The following is a 20,286-nucleotide window of genomic DNA, read 5'->3' as shown; positions in this document are numbered from 1 at the left end:
CGCCGATAGAGCTAAAAAATGTCACTCCACTTTAACGAAAATTCGGGTAAAAATCTGAATCTATTTCGCCAAAGTGGAGTGTGGCATTAATTAAATCGGATGATCAAATCCAGTTGCTTGTGCGACAGTTTATCCATTTCACTGTTCAATCCATCGGCGATGCTCACTTCCTGTTGGGTCTGGTCGGAGATCTGGGCGATGGTTTGGGTGTTGCGTTCTATCTCCAGTGCCATAGAGGATTGCTCCTCTGCTGCTGTCGCAATTTGGTGTGACATTTGATCGATGGTATTCACGGACTGTGAAATGGAATCCAGTGCGGCGCGCACATTGTTCATTTCATGCACGCTGCGATCAGCAAGGCTCAGGCAATTTTTCATATTGGCACTGGCGTCGTCGGTAGCTTTACCCAAATTACCGATGATTTGTTGGATATCACCGGTAGATTCCTGGGTGCGTTGCGCCAGTGAGCGCACTTCATCGGCCACGACGGCAAAGCCGCGACCCTGTTCTCCGGCGCGCGCCGCTTCAATCGCCGCGTTCAGAGCGAGCAGGTTGGTTTGCTCGGCAATGCCGCGAATCACATCCACCACGCTGGCGATTTTGCCGCTGTCTTCACTGAGTTTATTGAGCACATTGCCGAGGTTGGCAACCGTTTTGGACAAATCATCAATCGCCTGGCGTGCGCCTTCAATCACCTGATTGCCTTTTTCCACTTCGCCAATCGCTGTGCCGGTAGCAATGGAAGTTTGGTTTGCGCCACTGGCCACTTCTTGTACGGCTTGTGCCATTTGCTGCATGGCGGTTGCAACGCCAGCGGTTTCGCGCTGTTGTGCGGTCATGCCTTCAAAGGTTTTGCTGGCGTGATGGTGCGCCGCACCGGCTTTGTGTTGCAGTTCTTTGGCGGATTCACCAAAGCGCCCGAGGGCGGTGCGCAGGCGTGATTTAATGGCGTGTTGCGCCAATTCAATTTCACCCATGGCATCGCAGCGGCCAGTATAAATATAAGCGGCAAAAGGATCGTTAATAGTAGAGCGCGCTTCTTCCAATGCTTGGGCAATACGCCCTTGTTGCATAGCTTGCGCTGTTCCACCGATAACAATAGCCAACACCAGGCTAATGATGGCACCTGTAACAGAAAAGGTGCCCAGCAAACCGCTGGCGATTAATAACAGAACCCAACTGACGGCGGCGATGGCCACACTATTACCATAAAGGCTCCAGTATTTTTCCGCAGCTGAGTAGGGCGCTTTGCCTTGGTTGATGCGCTCGTAAACAGCTTCTGCCCGCTGAATTAAATGTGGCTCGGCTTTTGCGCGTACGGATTCGTAACCATAAATCTGTCCGTTCTGGCGCAGCGGTGTAATGTAGGCGTCCACCCAATAGTGATCGCCATTTTTACAGCGGTTTTTCACTATGCCCATCCAGGGTTTTCCCGCTTTCAATGTTTCCCACAACATGCCAAAGGCGGCGGGAGGCATTTGCGGGTGACGCAGAATATTGTGAGGTTGATTGATTAATTCGTCGTGGCTGTAGCCGGAAATGCGGCAGAAAGTATCATTGCAGAATTCAATATCGCCGCGCAGGTTGGATGAAGAAACAATTTCATCTTTATTGGAAAGGTGTACTTCTCTGCCGGTTATGTGACCGTTGTTACGCATGTGGAAATCCTGAGTTACGCATATGAAAGTCCCGAATAATCATGCAACGAATAGATTCGGTCATCCAAGCCTAGTCTAAAAATAACGAATCTCTAGTGCCAATTGCGCTGTAATTCGGTTTTAGCCTAATTGTTAGGCATCAGCAGGTGTTAGCGGTTCGGTTAGTCATCAGGCTGCGTAAGCGCGTCGGCCGGATTTATGACGGTTCGGGTGATATTGTTGTAACGTGCTGAGCTCCACGCTGGTATTGAATTGTTGTGCGCGCAGAAATCGCCCCAGCGCTGTGCGCTTATCTTCCTCCATGTCAATAAACTCAATACTGATTTGGGTGTGGCGATAAGGGCTACGACCCATGCGGAATGCACAAATGCGCGCCTTGCAGCGAAGTTGTAAATCATCGCTCAGGTTGACCTCGCACAGCGGCATGACCGCGCCGTGACGCAGGTAAGGCAAAAGGTTGCCTGCAACCATCAGGCGCATGCCGCCAACGGAAATATCCTGCAAGGTGCCAAAGCTGGGCTCCTGGCCAATGGGGCGAATTTTTACTGATAGCGGCGATTGGTGGCCAATGGTGTAGCGGGGGAAGCGGCGGCGCGGTTGGTAATAGGCAAAATTTGGCAGCTCCACGGCAATACCCGAGGTGCCATAGGTGGAGCCCAGCGCAATAACCGGTGCACGGATTACCAGTTCTTCAGTATGGCGATGATGGCGAATACACAGCTCGTCACCGGCATCCAGAATCAGCTGCTGCGGGAACAGATCATCCAGCCACAACAGGCCACGCTCCAGGTCTATCGCCATAATCATGCTTTGGTAGCTGCGGCTGCTGCCGGTGATTTTTACTTCCAGTAGTTGGCGTTGATGCTGTAACTCCACCAGCGATTGATATTCATCAGGTATGGTGAGTGGCTGGCCTGCTTGTGGGGCAGTAGCGTTTGCGCTGTCGGGCGCTGGTTCAGCGATTTTGGGCACGCCTTTTTTAAATAATTTATCGAGAAACGACATTCAATACTCCTCGCGGCAACAAGTCGCCCCCGGGTCCGACAATCGGGGGTGTTTATCTCCCTAGAGCAAGCCCTGTGCCACTCGCGGTGATATCAGCAATGACGTGGCCTGTGTCGGCTGTTGGTTATAAGCCGTACAGCCCTGACCGGCAAGGCTTTGCCTCCTGGCGGTCATTGATTTCAACTTGCGGGTAAAATCCGTACAATGCGCGCCGCATGCTGGTGACTTATCCGCTGCCCTTGTTTTACGCCCCTGTCCTAAAGTGCCCCATGAGTGCCGAGTCCATGAAAGAGTTACACGAACGCAAAGACCGTCTGGAATTTAACAAGCTGCAAAAGCGCCTGCGCCGATTGACGGGTTCAGCAATTGTTGACTACAACATGATTGAGGATGGCGATAAGGTGATGGTGTGCCTGTCGGGCGGTAAGGACTCTTACACCATGCTCGATATTTTATTGAGCCTGCAAAAAACAGCGCCTATCTCCTTTGAGGTGGTCGCGGTGAATATGGATCAAAAACAGCCCGGTTTCCCCGAGCATATCCTGCCGCAGTATTTGGCAGCCCTGGGGGTGCCTTACCATATCATTGAGCGCGATACCTACAGCATCGTGAAAGAAGTGGTGCCAGAAGGGAAAACAACCTGCGGTCTCTGTTCGCGCTTGCGTCGCGGTACGCTTTACGGCTTTGCCGATGAAATCGGCGCGACCAAGATTGCTTTGGGGCATCATCGCGACGATATTATCGAAACCTTATTTTTGAATATGTTCTTCGGTGGCAAATTAAAAGCCATGCCGCCCAAATTGCTCTCGGACGATAAACGCAACATCGTCATTCGCCCGCTTGCCTATTGTTCAGAAGAGGACATCGCCCATTTTGCTGAACTCAAAGGCTTCCCGATTATTCCGTGCAACCTCTGTGGTTCGCAGGAAAACCTGCAGCGTCAGGTGGTTAAAGACATGCTGGTGCAGTGGGAGCGTCAGTTCCCCGGTCGTACGGAAACCATCTTCTCGGCCATTCGCAATGTGCAGCCGTCACAGCTTGCCGACTTGAAATTGTTTGATTTCATCAAGCTTGAAACGAACAAGGAAAGCGCTGACGAAGACGATGACAGCTGCGCTATAACAGCACCTATGGGCCGTATGGAAGAGGCGGTGCAATATGTGGATGTGCTGGATATCCGCTAAGCCTGCGTTCGAGTAATCCTGTATCAGGCTACCTTTTTGTGCAAATAGGGCTTCACCAGCGTGCGATAGCGCTGGATGAACTCATCGGTATGTCTTTGGGTATGGGTGCCATTATCAAAATGCACAGTCCAGAGTTGGGCGAGGGTGTTTAAATCAGGCGGATTGTGATTGCCGGTAAAGGCATGGGGCGCGGCGCGGCGGTAAATCATCCAGGCAATGCCGGTGCTGTAACTCAGGTTGGTGATCAGTTCGCGTTCGGGATCGAGTAAGAACTGCTGCTGACTGGCAAGGCCGCGCACGCGGGAGGCGAGGTCGGGGAAGTTGAGTAAGTAGCTATCCCACAGCTCCCGATGTTTTTCCCTGGTTATGCGATAAAGCCCCAAACCACTGTGTTCTTCACAATAACACTGCTGCCCCAACAGGGATTCCTGCGCTGCGGTGGCGACCAGTAGCTGCTCGGCGAGGGGGGAGTAATCGCCCAGTGCATTCAGACAGGGTTTGATTATCCACTCGCGTAAATCACTGGCACAAATACCCATAACTACCTCACTGCTGGCGTCAAAAGTTGCCATATCCCAATTGCAGCACAACTTGAGCCAATTTGCCTGCATTTTGCACGACATTACACAAAATAATTCAGGCGACAGGTGACTATACTCCTACTATCTATACATGGAGGCAGTTATGCAAATTGGTATCCCTAAAGAAATAAAACCCGGTGAAAATCGTGTTGCGCTCACGCCAGCAGGGGTATCTGAGCTGGTGGCGCGTGGGCATCAGCTGCGGGTGATGAGCGGCGCGGGAGCCGCTGCCGGGTTTAGCGATGCGCAGTATCAAACGGCAGGCGCACAGATTGTGGGCACCCTGGAGGAGGTCTATGCCGGTGCTACGCTTATCGTCAAAGTCAAAGAGCCGCAACCGGAAGAATACCCACTCTTGCGGTCTACCCATATCCTGTTTACCTACTTGCACCTCGCCGCCAGCCGTCCTCTGACCGACGCATTACTCGCCTCGGGTGCCAGTTGCCTCGCCTATGAAACCCTGAGTGACGCCCAAGGGCGTTTGCCGTTGCTGGCGCCTATGTCCGAAATCGCCGGGCGAGTGGCGGTGCAAGCGGGCGCTCATCACCTGGAAATGGCACAGGGCGGCAAGGGGCTATTGCTGGGTGGGATTCCCGGTGTGGCGCCTGCGAAGGTATTGATTTTGGGGGGCGGGGTAGTGGGTGCCAATGCCGCCGCTATGGCCGTAGGCTTGGGGGCAGAAGTACGTATTATGGATAAATCCATCGCCCGCCTGCGCCAGTTGGATGACCTATGGCGTGGCCGTGTGGTCTGTGAATATGCCACCCAAACGCGAATCGATGAATGTGCGCTGTCTGCCGATCTGGTGATTGGCAGCGTATTGAATGCCGGTGCCAGTGCGCCGCGCTTGCTGACTCGCGCGCAGATTGCCCGCATGGAGCCCGGCAGTGTGTTGGTGGATGTCGCTATCGATCAGGGCGGCTGCTTTGAAACATCGCGGCCCACCACACATCAGCAGCCAACCTATGTTGAGGCGGGGGTGATTCACTACTGTGTCGCCAATATTCCCAGCGCCGTCGGGCGCACCGCAACCCTGGGCTTAACCAATGCCACGCTCAGTTATATCCTGCGTTTGGCAGATGGTGGCATTGCTGCGCTGAAGGGCGATCCAGGGTTTACGGCGGCGCTGAATTGCCATGGGGGTGAGCTGACTCAACCGGCTGTAGCGGCGAGTTTTTCCATGCCTTATCGCGACCCACAATCGATCCTGTAAGCCTGCTTTTCTGCCATAAATGCGACCTGTTGGCTTATGAAAAATAAACTTATTGATTCAGGCGCCAGTGATGAGTTTGTTCTATACTCTCGCGAAGACAAGGATACATCCGGGGTGATGTCGGCGGTGGTGCTCTCCCGGGTGTAAATCAAACGCCCTACCAATAAAACTATTATGTTCCCGGAAGCCCAAGGTCAATGAGAGACAAAGCGCCTTCATTTTTTAACGGCATCTCTTTCCAGCTTGCCAAAATCGGTATTATTTTGGCGTTTGTGTTGAGTTTTATATTGAGCTCCGTGCAGTTGTATCTGGATTTCCTCAACCAGGAAAAGGAACTCAAATCCCTTATCGATCGCGTTATCCAGGTTGCCACCCCGCCCGCCGTACGCTCTGTATCCACCCTTGACGATGAACTTTCCTACGAAGTAGTGAACGGCCTGTTGCGCTACGGGTTTATTTACGAAGTCGTGATCTATGACGATACCGGCAATGTACTCGCGCAGGGCAGCAGTACCCGCCCGGAAGTGCCCACCCGCTGGCTAACCAGCAAAATTACCGACAACACCCGAGAATACACCGCCAACCTGTTACTGCCGGGCTATACCGATGGCACCTCGGGTAGTATCCGTTTCTCCGTGGATATGGACTTGGCACTAGAGGGTTTTTACAACCGTTCCAAAACAGCGCTCATGACTGGCCTGCTGCGCAATATGTTTTTGGTATTGCTGTTGTTCGTAGTGTTTTACTTCACACTGACCAAACCGCTGGTGCGCTTGTCGCGCGAAATTAACAACATCAATCCTGATCACCCCGGTGTGAATCGCCTCACCCAATTACCGCCCCATCGCAAAGATGAACTGGCTCAACTCATCGCCAGTTCCAATCAATTGCTCGATGTTGTTGAACTCTCCCTGGCCAAACGCCGCGCTGTGGAATTAGCACTGCGCAAAAGTGAAGAACATTTGCGGCAGATTATCGATCACCTCCCGGTCATGATTGGTGCGCGCAATATTGCCGGTTACTATTTATTTGCTAATAAAGCGCTCGCCAACGAGCTAGGCTATACGCCGGATCAAATGCGCAACCTGCATGTGCGCCAACTGCTGAAAAATTCGGTATTTGATATAGACACCATGCTGCAAAACGATTACCGCGTTATTCGCGGCAACGAAGAACTGGATGTCATTGAAGAGCGTTTTGTCACCGCCACCGGCAAACAATTATTTTTGCAAACCCACATTATGCCGCTAGCGTTTTATGACGAAAAAGTCGCGCTGATTGTGTCGGTCGATATTACCGAGCGCAAAAATGCACAGGCCAAAATGGAATTTATGGCGCACCACGATGCGCTCACCGGGTTGCCTAATCGTTTGCAATTGGTTGAACGATTGGAACACGAATTACGCCGCGCCGAGCGCCACGGATATTTTGGTGCGGTATTGTTTATCGACTTGGACCAATTCAAAACCATCAACGATTCCTTGGGGCACCCAGTGGGAGATCGTGTACTGGAAGTAGTGGCAGAGCGCCTACAAGAATCGGTGCGCGAGGAAGATCTGGTAGCGCGGCTAAGTGGCGATGAATTTGTTGTTGTGCTCACAGTGCTGGATCAAAACATAGAAACGGCCGCGCTGCGCGCCGGTGAAATCAGTGAAAAAATTCGCTCTATCATTTCCCAGCCCTATCTCTACGACAACATGGAACTGCGCGTGACTTGTAGCGTGGGGGTGGTGGTGTATCCGGATAAAAATAATTCGGTGCATGAACTGCTGCGTTATGCCGATACCGCCATGTATCAAGTAAAAGAAAAAGGCCGCGATTCTATTGAATTCTTTAATGAAGAAATGGCCGATAAAGTGAGCCGACAGCTCACCATGGAAGGCGACCTGCATCGCGCAATGGATGAATCGCAATTCAAGCTGTATTACCAGCCTAAAATTGATATTAGAACTGGCCGTGTCGTGGGAGCAGAGGCCTTGTTACGCTGGAATCACCCCGTTAAAGGCATGGTCTCGCCGGTGGATTTTATTCCCGTACTGGAAACTTCCGGCATGATTATCGATGTTGGTCAGTGGGTACTGGAAGAAGCTTGTAAAACCCTGGTCACCTGGAAAGAATCCGGTTTGTGGCAAGCGGGAATGAAGCTCAGTATTAACATCAGTCCGCGTCAGTTCCGCCGCGATGCCTTTGTGGACGACGTTATTGCCGCGCTCGACAAATACCCCATACCCGAAAAATCACTGGATATGGAAATTACCGAAGGCATTGTTATCCAGCGGGTGGATGATGCGATTGTCACCATGACCACCCTGAGCGATCGTGGTATTAGTTTCTCGCTGGATGATTTTGGTACTGGCTACTCGTCTATCAGTTATCTCAAACGTTTGCCGGTAAGCACCTTAAAAATTGATCAGGGTTTTGTGCGCGACATTATCGACGACCGCAATGACCGCGTATTGGTAGAAACCATTATTACCATGGGGCGTTTGTTGGATATGGAATTGGTTGCCGAAGGGGTGGAGGAGCAGGAACAGTTGGAAATTCTTAAATCCTTCGGCTGTGATTACTACCAGGGTTATTTGTCCAGCCAAGCAGTGCCTTTCGCTGAATTTGAAGAAATCCTCGCGCGTGAACAATCAGAACAGTCGGCCTAACAAATAAGGCACGGCTGTTTCTACCCGCATAATGCGCTCGCCCAAATGCACCACTTCAAAACCACACTTTTCCAATAGCGCAATTTCATACTCAATAAACCCACCCTCCGGGCCAACCGCCAGCGACAGCGCATAATCAATCTGGCTCGGGCAGGCGGTAGTGGTATAAGGGTGCGCCACCAGTGCGCGGCTATTGGCAATCAACGCGGGCAGCTCATCTTCCACAAAAGGTTTAAACCGCTTGTGCAAATGCACCTCGGGCAAGCGCGTATCGCAACCCTGTTCCAGTCCCAAGAGTAATTGTTCATGAATGCTGGCCGCTTCCAAAAACGGTGTTTGCCAATAGCTTTTTTCCACGCGGTAGGAATTAATCAGGTGTAATTTTTTTACACCCAGGGTAGCAATGGTTTGCAAAATGCGCCGCAACATTTTTGGGCGCGGCAGCGCTAATACCAATATTAAATCCAGCGCAGCAGGCGGGGCTTGTTGTAAATCCAGCGCGAGCGAAATACCGTTATCATCTATTGTAGTAACCCTGCCTGTACCCATATTTCCCCCCAATAACCCCACCTTGAGCGAGTCGCCCTGTGCAGCCCCATGGACATTTTTAATATGCGCCACACGCCGCGCATCCCTAATTATGGCGCTATGGCTGGAGGTTAAATCGTCGGGGGAAAGCAAAATCAAATTCATGGTGTTTAACAATCGGGCTGGAAATAGGTGGCGATTGTAGCAGGGCGCTGGATGCAGGTGAAATGTACGTGACGCTTTGTAGTAATCATCCATGGGTTGGGCTAATGGTTGCCCAGTACCATGTTAGATTGCATAATCGTCTGCTCGTTAATATGGATGATGGAGAAAATAATGATAAACAAAATTGCGCTAGTGGTGTTACTTGGCGGCAGTAGCTTTGCTTATGCCGATATGAGTCAGCAAGAATTAGCAGTGGGGAAGTGGACTATTGCGCCGGAATGGCAGCAACGGTTTTCACCGGAATGTCGCAGCATGACCATTGAGTTTACGCGCGATCAGAAAATTATCCGCACAACCGGTGAGCTTGAATATAGTTCGCAAGCAGAGTTTACAAAAGTAGGGGATAAAATTCGTATCGATGAAAAGCTGATTGACAGCAATTCAAAATTATCCTGCGGATACAAGTCTGCCGAGGCTGTTATCAGTCACCTCAATCAAAACGCTTATTTTTCGGTATCTCAAGATCGTCTTTATTACTACCGCAGCGATAAAGAAAAATCATTGGTTGTATTTAGTCGAACTAAATAAACCACGGGATGCGTTGGTAAAATATACATAAGGCGGCAATTGCCGCCTTATGTGTTTTTTATTCAGATATTTCTTCTGTTGCCATTTATTCACACGTGCTGAGCGTGCAGTTTGATGCCCAAGGCTTTCATTACTTTCATAATTGTAGAAAACTCTGGATTGCCTTCGGGTGATAGTGCGCGGTAGAGGCTTTCCCTTGCCAGACCCGTATCGCGTGCCAGTTGGCTCATGCCTTTAGCGCGAGCAATATCGCCTAATGCTGCACGAATAACACTGCCATCACCTGGATCTTCTGTGAGGCATGCTTCAAAGTAGGAAAGCATATCCTCTTCGGTATCCAGATAATCGGCAGCATCCCAGCGGGTAAATTTTTCACTCATGGCTTATTACTCCAATCCTGTTGATCATCAAGACTGTATCTCATGAGTTACAGTGTCGCAAGTGTCATGATTTGTCGTGTTGTCTATTCTTGGCTTTACTTCTTCTTCCTCTCCGCCAAAAACGCCTTTCGTTCTTTATCCACTTTTTTGCGGATAACACAGCCATCGGCATGGTCGTTGATCAGTCCCATGGCCTGCATAAAGGCGTAAACCGTCGTGGGGCCGACGAACTTCCAGCCACGTTTTTTTAAGGTTTTGGATAAGTCTACTGATTCCACAGATGTAGATTGCGACTGTGGTTTTGCTGGATTTTTTGGCAAGGCATAACGCCATACAAAATTCGCGAGCGATCCCTCTGTAGCAACTAACTCCTGCGCGCAACGGGCGTTGTTAATCACCGCTTCAATCTTCCCCCGATGCCGCACTATGCCTTCATCTTGTAACAGACGTTCTACATCTGCATCGGTGAAGCGGGCTATTTTATTGAAATCAAAATTCACAAACGCTTTACGAAAATTCTCCCGCTTCGCAAGAATCGTTCGCCAGCTCAAGCCGGACTGAAAACCTTCCAGGCTGATTTTCTCAAACAGCCTGAAATCATCGGCAACGGGAAAGCCCCATTCGGTGTCATGGTAAGCGAGGAACTCAGGGGCGGCGCTACACCAACGGCACCGCAATTTTCCATCATCAAATAATATGGCTTCACTCATTAAGCTCTCCTTGTGTTTATGCAGTGGAAATAAAGCCAGATACAGGCGCTGCCTAGCTTATTTTAAAATGCAGCCGGGCGGCAATGCCTGCCGCCCTTGTGTGTTTACTCCGCGTGTTTCAAAAAATGCGCATTTACACGAGTCATTAAATCGGCAAGGCAGGTGACTGCGCGGGCGGGGAGTTTCAGGTCACTGTCGATTTGCTCAAGCAGCACCTCTAACAACACTACTTGCTCCCACAACTGAAAATGCTGCTCTTCGTCGCGGCGGTTGTTTATTTCCTCGCCAATACGAGTCAGGCACATACCATCGGGGGATTGAATTTCTACTTGGCTTTGTTGGTAAAAGGCGTACTGAAATTGATCAAGCTTGATAACGCAGGGATTTGTAGCAGGGGGTAGAGAGGTCACATTATCCATAATAAAAGTCTCATAGTTTGGATTTAATTCCACCACCATGAGGTAGTAAGTCATGGAGGCGAACTGAACGGGGTTACTACCACCGGTCCAAACCACACCGGCCCACCCGAAGGTGGCCCCGTCCAGCCGCCATAACAACAGGCGTAGCTGTACGAGGACACTAAAACTTACGTTCTAGCGCCGGTCTGGATGCGGGGGTAGTAATCCCGACTGCGGGATTTACCGCAGCGCGGGCAGGTTAGTGGACGGGGCGGGTGCTGTCAATAAAGGCGGCGTTACGGAGTGAGGGTGGTTTGGCTGTAGTAAAAGCTGATTTAGCTGGGTATTGGTTAAAACCATTAACTCATTGATTATAAAAACAATTATTAAACGCTTATGTCTGAATGCCTATCAAAGTAGTAGATCTATATCTTTTTTGTAATGTGGCGTTATTCACATTTTTGACTTCATCACTTATGCTCCAAAAAAACCAATGGGACGACTTGCCTGCCAAGCTCACCCACGGGAACTATTTCATCGGATGATGTAGTTACTCTCTCCGCTGTTTTAATTTCCCCATGCGCGCGATCGCGTTCTTCTTCCCTATTACGTTGGGTGCCTATCAACTGAATAGGCGGAAATCTTTCAAAGGAATAAGCATGGAAATAGTTTTAAGTGAAAGTGGGTTGCCTATCATCGACCAGTTCAGTGAAGAGGGATTCATTGATTGCGTATTTAAAATAATTAATCTGAAAGAGAAGGGTACTTCCTACCTTTTTGACATTCGTGCTTTTTACGAAGGGACTGAACTCGGTTTTGGAGTTGAAGGTATCAAGCGGATCCAAGGTGGTTTTGATGCCGACGTACATCTTATTCAAGATCACGTATATGTCTATGGAAAGCCCAATCTCTAGCTGATGTTTTTTGTAAACACTTTAAATGGTCTCTGCGTTTATAAACCAGTTATATCCCTCGCTCAGAGAGCCAGGAATGTCAAGCTCGCGCGGATTATGCGCTGGCATAGCAAACGATAAAGTACTTTAATTTACCCGACGGACGAAACTTATGATTCTTTCCCCCTTGCTGGAATCAGGACTGCATAGCGCCACTGCCAATGCCATTACTGAGATTTTTATATGGTGTATGTTGGCCATTTTTGTGGTTACTTTAATCTGGAAGAAAAAAGGAAAGCACAGCACTTTCGTCCAATACACACCGACTTTGCTAACCTCGCTAGGTATTTTAGGCACCTTCGCTGGAATTATTATTGGCCTATTGAGTTTTGATCCCGACAACATTGATGGAAGTATCGCGCTATTGCTCAACGGTTTAAAAACCGCTTTTATTACCAGTTTAGTGGGTATGGCGTTATCAATCGTATTCAAGGCATTGGTTTCCTCGGGTTTTATCGAACCGTCACCATTGGAAAATAATGTGCCTGAGGATGTATCCGCTAGGGATATTTTTTCCGTAATGCAGCAACAAGCAGATGCGATTAGCTCTCTTAGAAAAACCATTGGCGGTGATGATGACTCAAGTCTAATAGGACAATTGAAGTTACTGCGATCTGACTTAAGCGATAGCAATAAACAAAATCAGAAACATCTACTACTTGTTAGCGAGGTGCTAACAGAGATTTCATCCACCACTAAAACTAGCGCCGAAAGTTTTGCCTCCTTCGAAAACAAGCTTTGGATTAAATTTCAGGACTTTGCCGACATGCTTTCCAAGTCGGCCACCGAACAAGTAATTGAGGCGCTCAAACAGGTTATTGTTGATTTCAACAATAATTTAATAGAACAATTTGGCGAAAACTTCAAAGCACTGAATCAGGCATGCCTCGAACTTGTTACCTGGCAGGATAACTACAAAAACCAGTTAACGGATATGAGTCTTCAATATAAAGAAGGTGTGACTGCTATTACACATACCCAAGCTTCTGTCGCGGCTATAAGTGAGGATGCCAAATCAATTCCGCAATCCATGAGCAACCTGCGCGAAGTGATGGAGGTCAATCAACATCAGATTTCTGAGCTTGATCGCCATTTGGTCGCGTTTGCAGATGTGCGTGACCGAGCTGTTGAAGCAGTTCCAGAAATTAAAGCTCAGATCCAACTTGCCGTTACAGGAGTTGCTCAGGCCAGCGAACAGCTTGCTAAAGGTATTAACGACAGCGCTGAACAGTATCGTGACACAGTAGACCAAACCCGCGCAGCACTCACAGAGTCAGCACAGGCAACCGCCAATTCTACCGAAGAAATTCGCGAGCATATGAATGCAGCCATTAGTGATATTGACAGCCATATGCGCAACCTCTTGAGCGAGCTACAACAAGGCGGAAAAGAGTTGAATGAAAGTTTCAAAAAAGCATCCACGGAGCTTATTACTCAATCTAGCTCTGTGACAGAATCTTTTGCAAAAGACATTAACACAATGAAGGAAAATCTCAGCCGCTCTATTGAGACGGCTGCCCAAGAACACTCACGTAATGCTGAAAAAATATTTGCCAGTTTGGAAAAGACCATTGAACAAACCCTGTCGAACACCGGGGAATCGGTCACTAAACAAGTGGATATGATTGATAAAGCACTGGGTGAAGAAATTAGCAAAGTCATGCAGTCCATGGGCTCTGCTCTTGCGTCGATAAGTGGGCAATTTACCAGCGATTACTCCCAGCTGGTTAGCCGCATGAATGATGTTGTCAGAAAGCAGATTCAATAGGTAATTAAATGGACTTATTTAAGCGAGATACCCACGAAGAAGATGAATCTCACTGGCTTTCCGTCAGTGACCTTATGTCAGGCTTGATGATTGTATTTTTGTTTATCGCAATTGCACTGATGCGCCATGCTTTTGTGGAACGGGATAAAATCAAACAAGTTGCGGTTGCCTATCAGGAAAACCAGGTTGCTATCTATGAGCAGCTTAAGCGCGAATTTGAACCCGACTTGAGCAAATGGAATGCCGACATTGACGAAGACACGCTAACGTTTACCTTCAAATCACCTGACGTCTTGTTTAAAGAAGGTGAGACTACCCTAAATGAACAATACAAGGTTCTGCTGCAAGACTTTTTCCCCCGCTATATGGAAGTTCTAAAATCTTATCGCGATTCAATTAATGAAATTCGAATCGAAGGACATACTAGCAGCAAGTGGAATAGCAACACCTCAGAAAGAGACGCCTATTTTAATAATATGCAACTGTCACAGGGTAGAACCCAAGCAGTGCTCAGCTATATTTTTGACTTAGAAACCAGCAGCACTTACAGAGATTGGATTAAGCTTAATTTTGCCGCCGTCGGGCTTTCCTCATCTAAGTTAATACGCGATGAAGCAGGTACAGAAGACCCAACCAAATCACGCCGCGTAAGCTTTCGTGTAATAACCAACGCTGATATTCAGATAAAACGAATTTTAGAGACGGTGGAATGAAAATTAACGTCGATTTCAGCGCTCTATGGAGTAACGTTTCCCGCATGGGCGCAAAAATAGTTGATGCACAATTGGAAACTAACTGGACTGATTCAGATTTGGAGTTTGATACCCAGTTAAGCACTGGCAGCTTAGAGATCAGCCTCGATCAGCTTGAATCCGCACAAGGCTTGCTGAGTATTAAAGGTCGCCAGGTAATTTTGTTTATTCCAGATCATGGGCATTTGGTCGAAGAAGCACTGGTGAACCCCTCTAGTGGTAGAAAATTTCATGTATTCGACTGCAAAACCATTCAGGACATGAAAGCTCGCAATCGCTTTGAGCGCTACAATGTCACTAATAGCATTAGTGGCGACTTTCCTATTTTTGGAACTACTAAATTCGGACAATACCGAGAGGGTGAAGCCAGATTGCAAGTGTGTAAAAACTGTATAAATCAATTAAATTACAAAAATGCGAGTCAGTCTTCGACATATGAACGGAACAACATCGTAAATAACTTTAACTTCAGCGAATTTTTTTCTAACTATAGCTCACTATTTAAACACCATCCGAAACCCAAGCCCCAAACAACAGAATTTGGCTATTCAGAAGATTGGGATGCTATTACTGCAAGAGAAAAAGCGAATGCCAAATTTACCTGCCAAGGCTGCCAGGTAAATTTGGAAAGCAACAAACGATTGCTTCACACGCACCACATCAATGGAGTCAAACACGACAATTCTGCCAACAACTTAATTTGCTTATGTGCCGATTGCCATAGGAAGGAGCCATTTCATGGGCACATGTATATAAAGCATACCGATGTGCAGCTTATTAATAGGCTGCGAAAGGAACAAGGGATTCTGATGGAAAACTCTTGGACCAACGTAAAACAACATGTAGATCCGGCACTTCATGGACTTATCCATTTAGCCCAGAAGAAACTTAGCTCCGCACCGCGAATTTCTCACGCAGTTAAAGAGCCAATCAACGGAAAATTAATCGAGTTAGATATTGCATGGCCTGACTATAGGATGGGCATATATCTTGGTGATAAGGTTGAAATACCGCAGTGGAAGATTTTTAATCATGATGAAGCTCTAACTCATTTCAGTAAGCTGTAGTGTTTACTATAAGATTTGAGCATAGGAATATTGTGCAGCTAATTTTGGAGCGGGAACCAAAGTGAATTAAATTGGGTGGCGTTAATTAATACCCATTCTTGCGCTGATTAGTTCTGAGGCTGTTTACTTCGCAACGTGCATCCCACAAATATCCAATTAACCCTGGGTATTTTTTATTCAACAAAAAAACCTGTATTCCGCTAGGCTGCCATACAGGCTACAGGTAGGAAATTAATTTTTAAGCTGTTTTGTTTGGTGTGCGGGAGAAGGCGCTAATAAAAAAGCTGAAGGTGCTTTTATGTTTGAATAAAAGCACGCAGGAAAAGAGTGTGGAGTGATGGTATTGATCAGGCGCGCACGATGGTCAGTTTTAACCCTAGCGCATGAAGCACCTTACTAATGGTGTCGAAGCGGGGTGAGGCATTGGAGCGAAGTGCTTTGTAAAGTGCTTCGCGGCTAATACCTGCTTCTTGCGAAATCTGGGTCATGCCACGGGCGCGGGCAATTACGCCCAGTGCGTGAGCCAGCTCTGCCGAGTCGTCCTCTTCAAGAACCAGATTCAGGTATTCACCGATGGCAGCCTCGCTGTCGAGTATTTCCGCCAAGTCAAAAGTGGGTAAATCAGCAACTTTAACCATTGTTTAATCCTCAATCGTTTTTGCCAGTGCAATGGCGGTGTCGGCTGTTAGTTATAAATGTATTCGAACGATTACAGTTATTCAAGCCCTGCCGATGTAAGCAATACCATTCATCCTATTTTTCGCGCTGGAAAAATCTAACAGGCAGGCTGCGCATTTTGAATAAACGACATTGAAACGACTGAGCGTTCTGTTAATTGAAATACAGCTTGTTGGATTGCTTTTTAACAAAAAATTGATTTTGTGCTGATCAATTTTGTATTTGAGAGTATTTACAGCGTGCTGTAAAACATGAAGATGTGAACAAATTATTTTTTAATAATTCGCCATAAAATAGTGAGGTGTTAATGGCGTCCCCGGCGGGAATCGAACCCACATCATACGCTTAGGAGGCATACGTTCTATCCGATTAAACTACAGGGACGTGCGGGCGGGATTATATAAACAACCTTGGCAAAAACCTATAGTTATCATTATTTAGATTGCATTCGTTCAAAAATTGCCCAGTTGTTGGGTGCTGGGTAGCCGTCTGAATCTGCATGACTTTGCGCTGGGTCAGGGTTAATATTTGCGCTGACTCACAAAAGCAAATGGAATGTACGATAACAAATGATCATAGTCCCTACTGAAAAGTCCCTGGATTGGCGCCATGCGCCCCTTGTGTTGTGCACCCTGGTATTTATTAATGTCATGGTGTTTTTCCTCTACCAAAGCGGCGATACCCCCAAAATTATTGAAGCCATTAGCCGCTACCATGCGCAGGGCTTTATTCAGGATGAATGGCCGATATTTGAGGCTTACCTGGAGGAGCAGGGCGATGTACAGTTGACGGAGTATCGCCGTGAATATGCCAAGGGGGAGTATGACTACATCATTGCCGATCTGCTGATGCGCGAGGATTTTTACCGCTATTTGCAAACCCATGTGCGCAGTTACCTCACGCCGGATCGCTTTGATCAGTGGGTGGAGGAGCGGGCGCAGTTGCATGGGTTGATTCAGTCGCTCAGTTATGTGGCCAATGGTTTGCAGGCCAATAAATTATCCATTCCCAGTTTTCTAACCCACCAGTTTTTGCACGGCGACATTATGCATTTGCTGGGCAATATGTTTTTCCTGATTGTGTGCGGTTTTGCGGTAGAGGCGGCGATTGGGCATTGGCGGTTTTTGCTGTTTTATTTGCTGTCGGGTGTGGGCGCAGGCTTTGCGCAGGTGGCGACGGATTGGGCGAGTAGTCAGCCGTTGATCGGTGCTTCCGGTGCTATCTCCGGGGTGATGGCTATGTACCTTGCGGTGTTTCGCTTTAAGAAAATTGAATTCTTTTATTGGTTTTTCTTTGTGGTGGGCTATTTCCGTGCGCCCGCGCTGTTGATTTTGCCCTTTTATATCGGCAAGGAAATTTACCAATACCAAACCGATACCCATTCCAATATCGCCTTTATGGCGCACGCCGGTGGCTTTGTGACGGGCGCGCTGCTGATTGGTGTCGCCTGGTTGATGAACCGTTCGCTGTTTAATGATGACTACATCAATAACGACCAGAGCGTAGATCCCGCGCAAAAGCCTATGGCCGAGATTTATGAGGCGATTGAAAAATTCCGTTTTGAGCGTGCCCTGCAATTGGTGGATGCGCTTATCGCTGAAAAAGGGAATCAATTTGAATGGGTGATGATTCGCTACAACCTGCTGAAAATACAGCGCGGTGCGGCATTGCAACCGGCGGTGATAACGCTCTTGACTTTGCCGCTGTTAACGCCGGATCAGATCAAAAAACTGGAACGGGTGTGGCTGGATAACCCTGAGGTGCATGAATCCTTGAGTGAAGGCGCCGCGTTAAAATTGGCCATGCAATTTTCCGCCTTGGAAAACCCGCGCGCGGCAGAGCAATTATTTAACGGGCTTGCGCAAAAGGGCTGTACCAACCCCGCTATGAGTGTGCTGGCGACCAAATTGGCGACAGCATTTTTACGCCTGCGCGATACTGGCAAGCGTACCCATTACGAACAACTGGCTACACAATTCGCACAGGGAGCAGAGCGTGCATTACTGTAAATATCACCCCTTGGATGGCGCGACTTATTTCTGCGAGCAGTGCAATGTGCATCAATGCGATCACTGTGTGGACGACGCGCAATTACCGGCGCGCTGTTTTGTGTGCGGGCACCATCTGGTTAGCCTGGGTTCCGGCAATCAGGCTGAACCTTTTTGGCGGCGCTTGCCGGAGGCGTTTAAGTACCCGCTCAATGCCTCGTCAATGAGTTTAATTGTGATCACCTCCATCGCTTCAGTGATGGCTATGCTCATGCCATTTTTATGGATTCTCGCGCTCGCGCTGTATTTATTTGCCGCAGGTGCTTTGCTCAAATACAGCTTCACTTGCCTTGAGCGCACCGCCATGGGCGAGATGAAAGCGCCGGACGTAATGGACGCTTATCAAGGCGGTATTAGCCTGCTGTTACAGTTGGTGGTCATCACAATAATACTGGGATTGGCTGTGGGGGTTGCCGCGCATTTCCTGGGGCCTGCCATAGGTGGATTGTTGGGATTTATTGCGGTCATTTCCTTTCCGGCTATTTTGATTCGCTTTGCGCAAACCGAAAATATGTTGGAGGCCATGAACCCCTTTGCGACGCTGTCATTAATTGGCGCAATTGGTTTGCCTTACGGTTTATTGATGGCGTTTATCCTGATCATGATGACCTCTGTGGGTTTGTTGCATGAATGGATTGGGCAATTATTTCCGGCGGTGTCTTATGTTTTGCAATCCATGGTGTCCAGTTATTACACCCTGGTCGCATTTCATTTAATGGGCTACATGCTATTCCAGTATCAGGATCAGCTGGGTTACAGCGCCCGTATTGATGAGGATGAAGAACAGCCCAAACGCGAAGCGGCGGATCGCTTGGCCGCGCAGATTCAAGTGCTGTTAAAAGAAGGCGATTACGAGCGGGTGGTGACGCTTTATTATCAAGCCTTTAAGCAATACCCGAACGACGCGCGCTTTTTTGATCAATTCTTTGAGTTGCTTTATGTGTGTAAAAAAACGGCGCTCATGGCTGATTTTGGCACAATCTATTTGCATTTTCTTAATCGCAAAAAACGCCTGGATAAACTCACGCCCGGCTTTAAACAAATACGGGTGATTGCACCGGACTTTTTGCCTGACTCACCGGTATTGCGCCTGCAATTGGCAAGCCTGTTAAAGCAGCAGGGCGATAGCGCACTGGCAGTCAAACTGCTGAACGCTATGCACAAGCAATACCCGGATTACGCTGAGTTACCCCAGGCGTATTACTTGCTGTCCGATATTCTGGGGCAGATGCCCGCCATGCAGGCGCAAGCCGATAAATGTCGGCACATGGCGCAGCAGTTGGAAAAAGTCGCCGAGCGCAAAAAGCTGGAAGCGGCCATGGCACAAGCCGAACGCGCCGCACCTGCGGCGGTAAAAGCACCGGGGCGCAGGCCACCGCCCACTGTCACCAAAAGCGGGTTGCAGTTGGAGTTGGTGCCTATGGAGCCGGTGGCGACGAATGAAAAAGCAGAATAGCGATTTAATAAACTAACCAACCCTGTCGCCTTACCGCTTTAGCACAGTTGGTGTGCGCTTCTGTTTCGGTTTCGTGGTTATTTATTATGCGCAATCAAAGTCGACTTATTTTTCGCTCCATTTTTCGCGTTAAGGTGAGTAACCCCAAAAATGGGGCGCTGATTGGTTATGTGGGCGATGTGTCTGAATTCGGGTTCAAGCTGTTGAGCGATACGGCCATAGAACCTGGTACTCGTATGAATTTACGACTGCGGATGCGTTTGGCGGAAAATGAATTGCTGCAACTTGAAGTGGATGCCAGCTGCAAATGGTCCGGTGTGAATGATAAAACCGGCTATTTTGAAGCGGGTTTTATTTTGGAACAGCCCTCCGCTGAGTTCACCAGCATGGTAGAAAAACTACGCATTATGCGCGGTGAATTGGATGATGAATAGGAAGGTAGCGTTCAATTTCTTATCCCGCTCCTTCCCAAAAAATCCCAAATTTACCCCAAGCTCTCC

The 20,286-nt window shown here is 48.4% G+C and carries 19 protein-coding genes and 1 tRNA gene; 11 read left to right on the top strand and 9 right to left on the bottom strand.

Going from position 1 to position 20,286, the window contains the following annotated elements:
* Positions 1-86 precede the first annotated feature (86 nt).
* The gene (locus tag B0D95_RS07255; protein WP_078043277.1) at positions 87-1,658 is read right to left on the bottom strand and encodes a PAS domain-containing methyl-accepting chemotaxis protein; all 1,572 of its coding nucleotides are present in this window, start codon (positions 1,656-1,658) and stop codon (positions 87-89) included.
* 168 nt (positions 1,659-1,826) lie between these two features.
* Positions 1,827-2,663: a flagellar brake protein gene (locus B0D95_RS07250; protein WP_078043276.1), complete on the bottom strand. Its 837-nt coding sequence runs from the start codon at positions 2,661-2,663 to the stop codon at positions 1,827-1,829.
* 284 nt (positions 2,664-2,947) lie between these two features.
* Here B0D95_RS07250 and ttcA point away from each other — a divergent pair, with 284 nt between their 5' ends.
* A complete protein-coding gene (gene ttcA / locus B0D95_RS07245; protein WP_078045661.1) occupies positions 2,948-3,847 on the top strand; it encodes a tRNA 2-thiocytidine(32) synthetase TtcA in 900 nt (299 codons plus the stop codon).
* A 23-nt stretch (positions 3,848-3,870) separates the two neighbouring features.
* On the opposite strand, the gene B0D95_RS07240 is transcribed toward ttcA, so the two are convergent.
* Positions 3,871-4,419 carry a hypothetical protein gene (locus tag B0D95_RS07240; RefSeq protein WP_141229368.1) on the bottom strand — a complete coding sequence of 183 codons (549 nt, stop codon included), beginning with the start codon at positions 4,417-4,419 and terminating at the stop codon, positions 3,871-3,873.
* A 112-nt stretch (positions 4,420-4,531) separates the two neighbouring features.
* Between B0D95_RS07240 and ald the strand changes: the two genes are divergently transcribed.
* A complete protein-coding gene (ald, locus tag B0D95_RS07235; protein WP_078043274.1) occupies positions 4,532-5,641 on the top strand; it encodes an alanine dehydrogenase in 1,110 nt (369 codons plus the stop codon).
* A gap of 197 nt (positions 5,642-5,838) precedes the next feature.
* Positions 5,839-8,295: a bifunctional diguanylate cyclase/phosphodiesterase gene (locus B0D95_RS07230; protein ID WP_078043273.1), complete on the top strand. Its 2,457-nt coding sequence runs from the start codon at positions 5,839-5,841 to the stop codon at positions 8,293-8,295.
* On the opposite strand, the gene B0D95_RS07225 is transcribed toward B0D95_RS07230, so the two are convergent.
* A complete protein-coding gene (locus B0D95_RS07225) occupies positions 8,278-8,988 on the bottom strand; it encodes a 16S rRNA (uracil(1498)-N(3))-methyltransferase (RefSeq protein WP_078045660.1) in 711 nt (236 codons plus the stop codon). The two genes, B0D95_RS07230 and B0D95_RS07225, sit on opposite strands and share 18 nt — an antisense overlap.
* A 171-nt stretch (positions 8,989-9,159) precedes the next feature.
* Here B0D95_RS07225 and B0D95_RS07220 point away from each other — a divergent pair, with 171 nt between their 5' ends.
* Positions 9,160-9,576, top strand: a complete 417-nt coding sequence (locus B0D95_RS07220; RefSeq protein WP_078043272.1) for a hypothetical protein — start codon at positions 9,160-9,162, stop codon at positions 9,574-9,576.
* A gap of 89 nt (positions 9,577-9,665) precedes the next feature.
* Here the strand turns inward: B0D95_RS07220 and B0D95_RS07215 are convergent, their stop codons facing one another.
* The 3 genes from B0D95_RS07215 to B0D95_RS07205 all read right to left on the bottom strand — a co-directional run bounded on the left by B0D95_RS07215 (position 9,666) and on the right by B0D95_RS07205 (position 11,181).
* A complete protein-coding gene (locus B0D95_RS07215; protein WP_078043271.1) occupies positions 9,666-9,956 on the bottom strand; it encodes an addiction module antidote protein in 291 nt (96 codons plus the stop codon).
* A gap of 95 nt (positions 9,957-10,051) precedes the next feature.
* Positions 10,052-10,666: a DNA-3-methyladenine glycosylase I gene (locus B0D95_RS07210; protein ID WP_078043270.1), complete on the bottom strand. Its 615-nt coding sequence runs from the start codon at positions 10,664-10,666 to the stop codon at positions 10,052-10,054.
* Between the two features lie 104 nt (positions 10,667-10,770).
* Entirely contained in the window at positions 10,771-11,181 is a 411-nt protein-coding gene (locus tag B0D95_RS07205) for a hypothetical protein (protein ID WP_149867877.1), read from the bottom strand.
* A 542-nt stretch (positions 11,182-11,723) separates the two neighbouring features.
* Between B0D95_RS07205 and B0D95_RS07200 the strand changes: the two genes are divergently transcribed.
* The 4 genes from B0D95_RS07200 (at position 11,724) to B0D95_RS07185 (ending at position 15,604) form a co-directional block, all read left to right on the top strand.
* Complete coding sequence (locus tag B0D95_RS07200) at positions 11,724-11,978, top strand: hypothetical protein (RefSeq protein WP_078043268.1); 255 nt, start codon at positions 11,724-11,726, stop codon at positions 11,976-11,978.
* A 151-nt stretch (positions 11,979-12,129) separates the two neighbouring features.
* On the top strand, positions 12,130-13,785 hold the full coding sequence (locus tag B0D95_RS07195; protein WP_078043267.1) for a hypothetical protein: 1,656 nt from the start codon (positions 12,130-12,132) through the stop codon (positions 13,783-13,785).
* 8 nt (positions 13,786-13,793) lie between these two features.
* A complete protein-coding gene (locus B0D95_RS07190; RefSeq protein WP_078043266.1) occupies positions 13,794-14,498 on the top strand; it encodes an OmpA family protein in 705 nt (234 codons plus the stop codon).
* Positions 14,495-15,604, top strand: a complete 1,110-nt coding sequence (locus tag B0D95_RS07185; protein WP_078043265.1) for an HNH endonuclease signature motif containing protein — start codon at positions 14,495-14,497, stop codon at positions 15,602-15,604. Before B0D95_RS07190 ends, B0D95_RS07185 begins: the two co-directional genes overlap by 4 nt.
* Before the next feature lie 347 nt (positions 15,605-15,951).
* Here the strand turns inward: B0D95_RS07185 and B0D95_RS07180 are convergent, their stop codons facing one another.
* Both B0D95_RS07180 and B0D95_RS07175 read right to left on the bottom strand, forming a co-directional pair.
* Positions 15,952-16,242, bottom strand: coding sequence for an addiction module antidote protein (locus B0D95_RS07180; RefSeq protein ID WP_078043264.1), 291 nt, complete (start codon positions 16,240-16,242; stop codon positions 15,952-15,954).
* A gap of 348 nt (positions 16,243-16,590) precedes the next feature.
* Positions 16,591-16,666 (bottom strand) — tRNA-Arg (locus tag B0D95_RS07175).
* 185 nt (positions 16,667-16,851) lie between these two features.
* Here B0D95_RS07175 and B0D95_RS07170 point away from each other — a divergent pair.
* The 3 genes from B0D95_RS07170 (at position 16,852) to B0D95_RS07160 (ending at position 20,220) form a co-directional block, all read left to right on the top strand.
* Positions 16,852-18,291, top strand: a complete 1,440-nt coding sequence (locus B0D95_RS07170; RefSeq protein ID WP_078043263.1) for a rhomboid family intramembrane serine protease — start codon at positions 16,852-16,854, stop codon at positions 18,289-18,291.
* A complete protein-coding gene (locus B0D95_RS07165) occupies positions 18,278-19,786 on the top strand; it encodes a hypothetical protein (protein WP_078043262.1) in 1,509 nt (502 codons plus the stop codon). Before B0D95_RS07170 ends, B0D95_RS07165 begins: the two co-directional genes overlap by 14 nt.
* Positions 19,787-19,872: 86 nt before the next feature.
* Complete coding sequence (locus tag B0D95_RS07160; protein WP_078043261.1) at positions 19,873-20,220, top strand: PilZ domain-containing protein; 348 nt, start codon at positions 19,873-19,875, stop codon at positions 20,218-20,220.
* Positions 20,221-20,286: the final 66 nt, after the last annotated feature.

The organism is Cellvibrio sp. PSBB023, from assembly GCF_002007605.1.
Lineage (GTDB): Bacteria > Pseudomonadota > Gammaproteobacteria > Pseudomonadales > Cellvibrionaceae > Cellvibrio.
The sequence above is the reverse complement of the archived record's forward strand: the minus strand, read 5'-3'. Positions and strand labels throughout refer to the sequence as shown.

What these genes read in the sequence shown, in the direction of transcription:
- B0D95_RS07255 (WP_078043277.1), bottom strand. Translation starts at nt 1,658, where the DNA reads ATGCGTAACAACGGTCACATAACCGGCAGAGAAGTACACCTTTCCAAT.
- B0D95_RS07250 (WP_078043276.1), bottom strand. Translation starts at nt 2,663, where the DNA reads ATGTCGTTTCTCGATAAATTATTTAAAAAAGGCGTGCCCAAAATCGCT.
- ttcA (WP_078045661.1), top strand. Translation starts at nt 2,948, where the DNA reads ATGAAAGAGTTACACGAACGCAAAGACCGTCTGGAATTTAACAAGCTG.
- B0D95_RS07240 (WP_141229368.1), bottom strand. Translation starts at nt 4,419, where the DNA reads ATGGCAACTTTTGACGCCAGCAGTGAGGTAGTTATGGGTATTTGTGCC.
- ald (WP_078043274.1), top strand. Translation starts at nt 4,532, where the DNA reads ATGCAAATTGGTATCCCTAAAGAAATAAAACCCGGTGAAAATCGTGTT.
- B0D95_RS07230 (WP_078043273.1), top strand. Translation starts at nt 5,839, where the DNA reads ATGAGAGACAAAGCGCCTTCATTTTTTAACGGCATCTCTTTCCAGCTT.
- B0D95_RS07225 (WP_078045660.1), bottom strand. Translation starts at nt 8,988, where the DNA reads ATGAATTTGATTTTGCTTTCCCCCGACGATTTAACCTCCAGCCATAGC.
- B0D95_RS07220 (WP_078043272.1), top strand. Translation starts at nt 9,160, where the DNA reads ATGATAAACAAAATTGCGCTAGTGGTGTTACTTGGCGGCAGTAGCTTT.
- B0D95_RS07215 (WP_078043271.1), bottom strand. Translation starts at nt 9,956, where the DNA reads ATGAGTGAAAAATTTACCCGCTGGGATGCTGCCGATTATCTGGATACC.
- B0D95_RS07210 (WP_078043270.1), bottom strand. Translation starts at nt 10,666, where the DNA reads ATGAGTGAAGCCATATTATTTGATGATGGAAAATTGCGGTGCCGTTGG.
- B0D95_RS07200 (WP_078043268.1), top strand. Translation starts at nt 11,724, where the DNA reads ATGGAAATAGTTTTAAGTGAAAGTGGGTTGCCTATCATCGACCAGTTC.
- B0D95_RS07195 (WP_078043267.1), top strand. Translation starts at nt 12,130, where the DNA reads ATGATTCTTTCCCCCTTGCTGGAATCAGGACTGCATAGCGCCACTGCC.
- B0D95_RS07190 (WP_078043266.1), top strand. Translation starts at nt 13,794, where the DNA reads ATGGACTTATTTAAGCGAGATACCCACGAAGAAGATGAATCTCACTGG.
- B0D95_RS07185 (WP_078043265.1), top strand. Translation starts at nt 14,495, where the DNA reads ATGAAAATTAACGTCGATTTCAGCGCTCTATGGAGTAACGTTTCCCGC.
- B0D95_RS07180 (WP_078043264.1), bottom strand. Translation starts at nt 16,242, where the DNA reads ATGGTTAAAGTTGCTGATTTACCCACTTTTGACTTGGCGGAAATACTC.
- B0D95_RS07170 (WP_078043263.1), top strand. Translation starts at nt 16,852, where the DNA reads ATGATCATAGTCCCTACTGAAAAGTCCCTGGATTGGCGCCATGCGCCC.
- B0D95_RS07160 (WP_078043261.1), top strand. Translation starts at nt 19,873, where the DNA reads ATGCGCAATCAAAGTCGACTTATTTTTCGCTCCATTTTTCGCGTTAAG.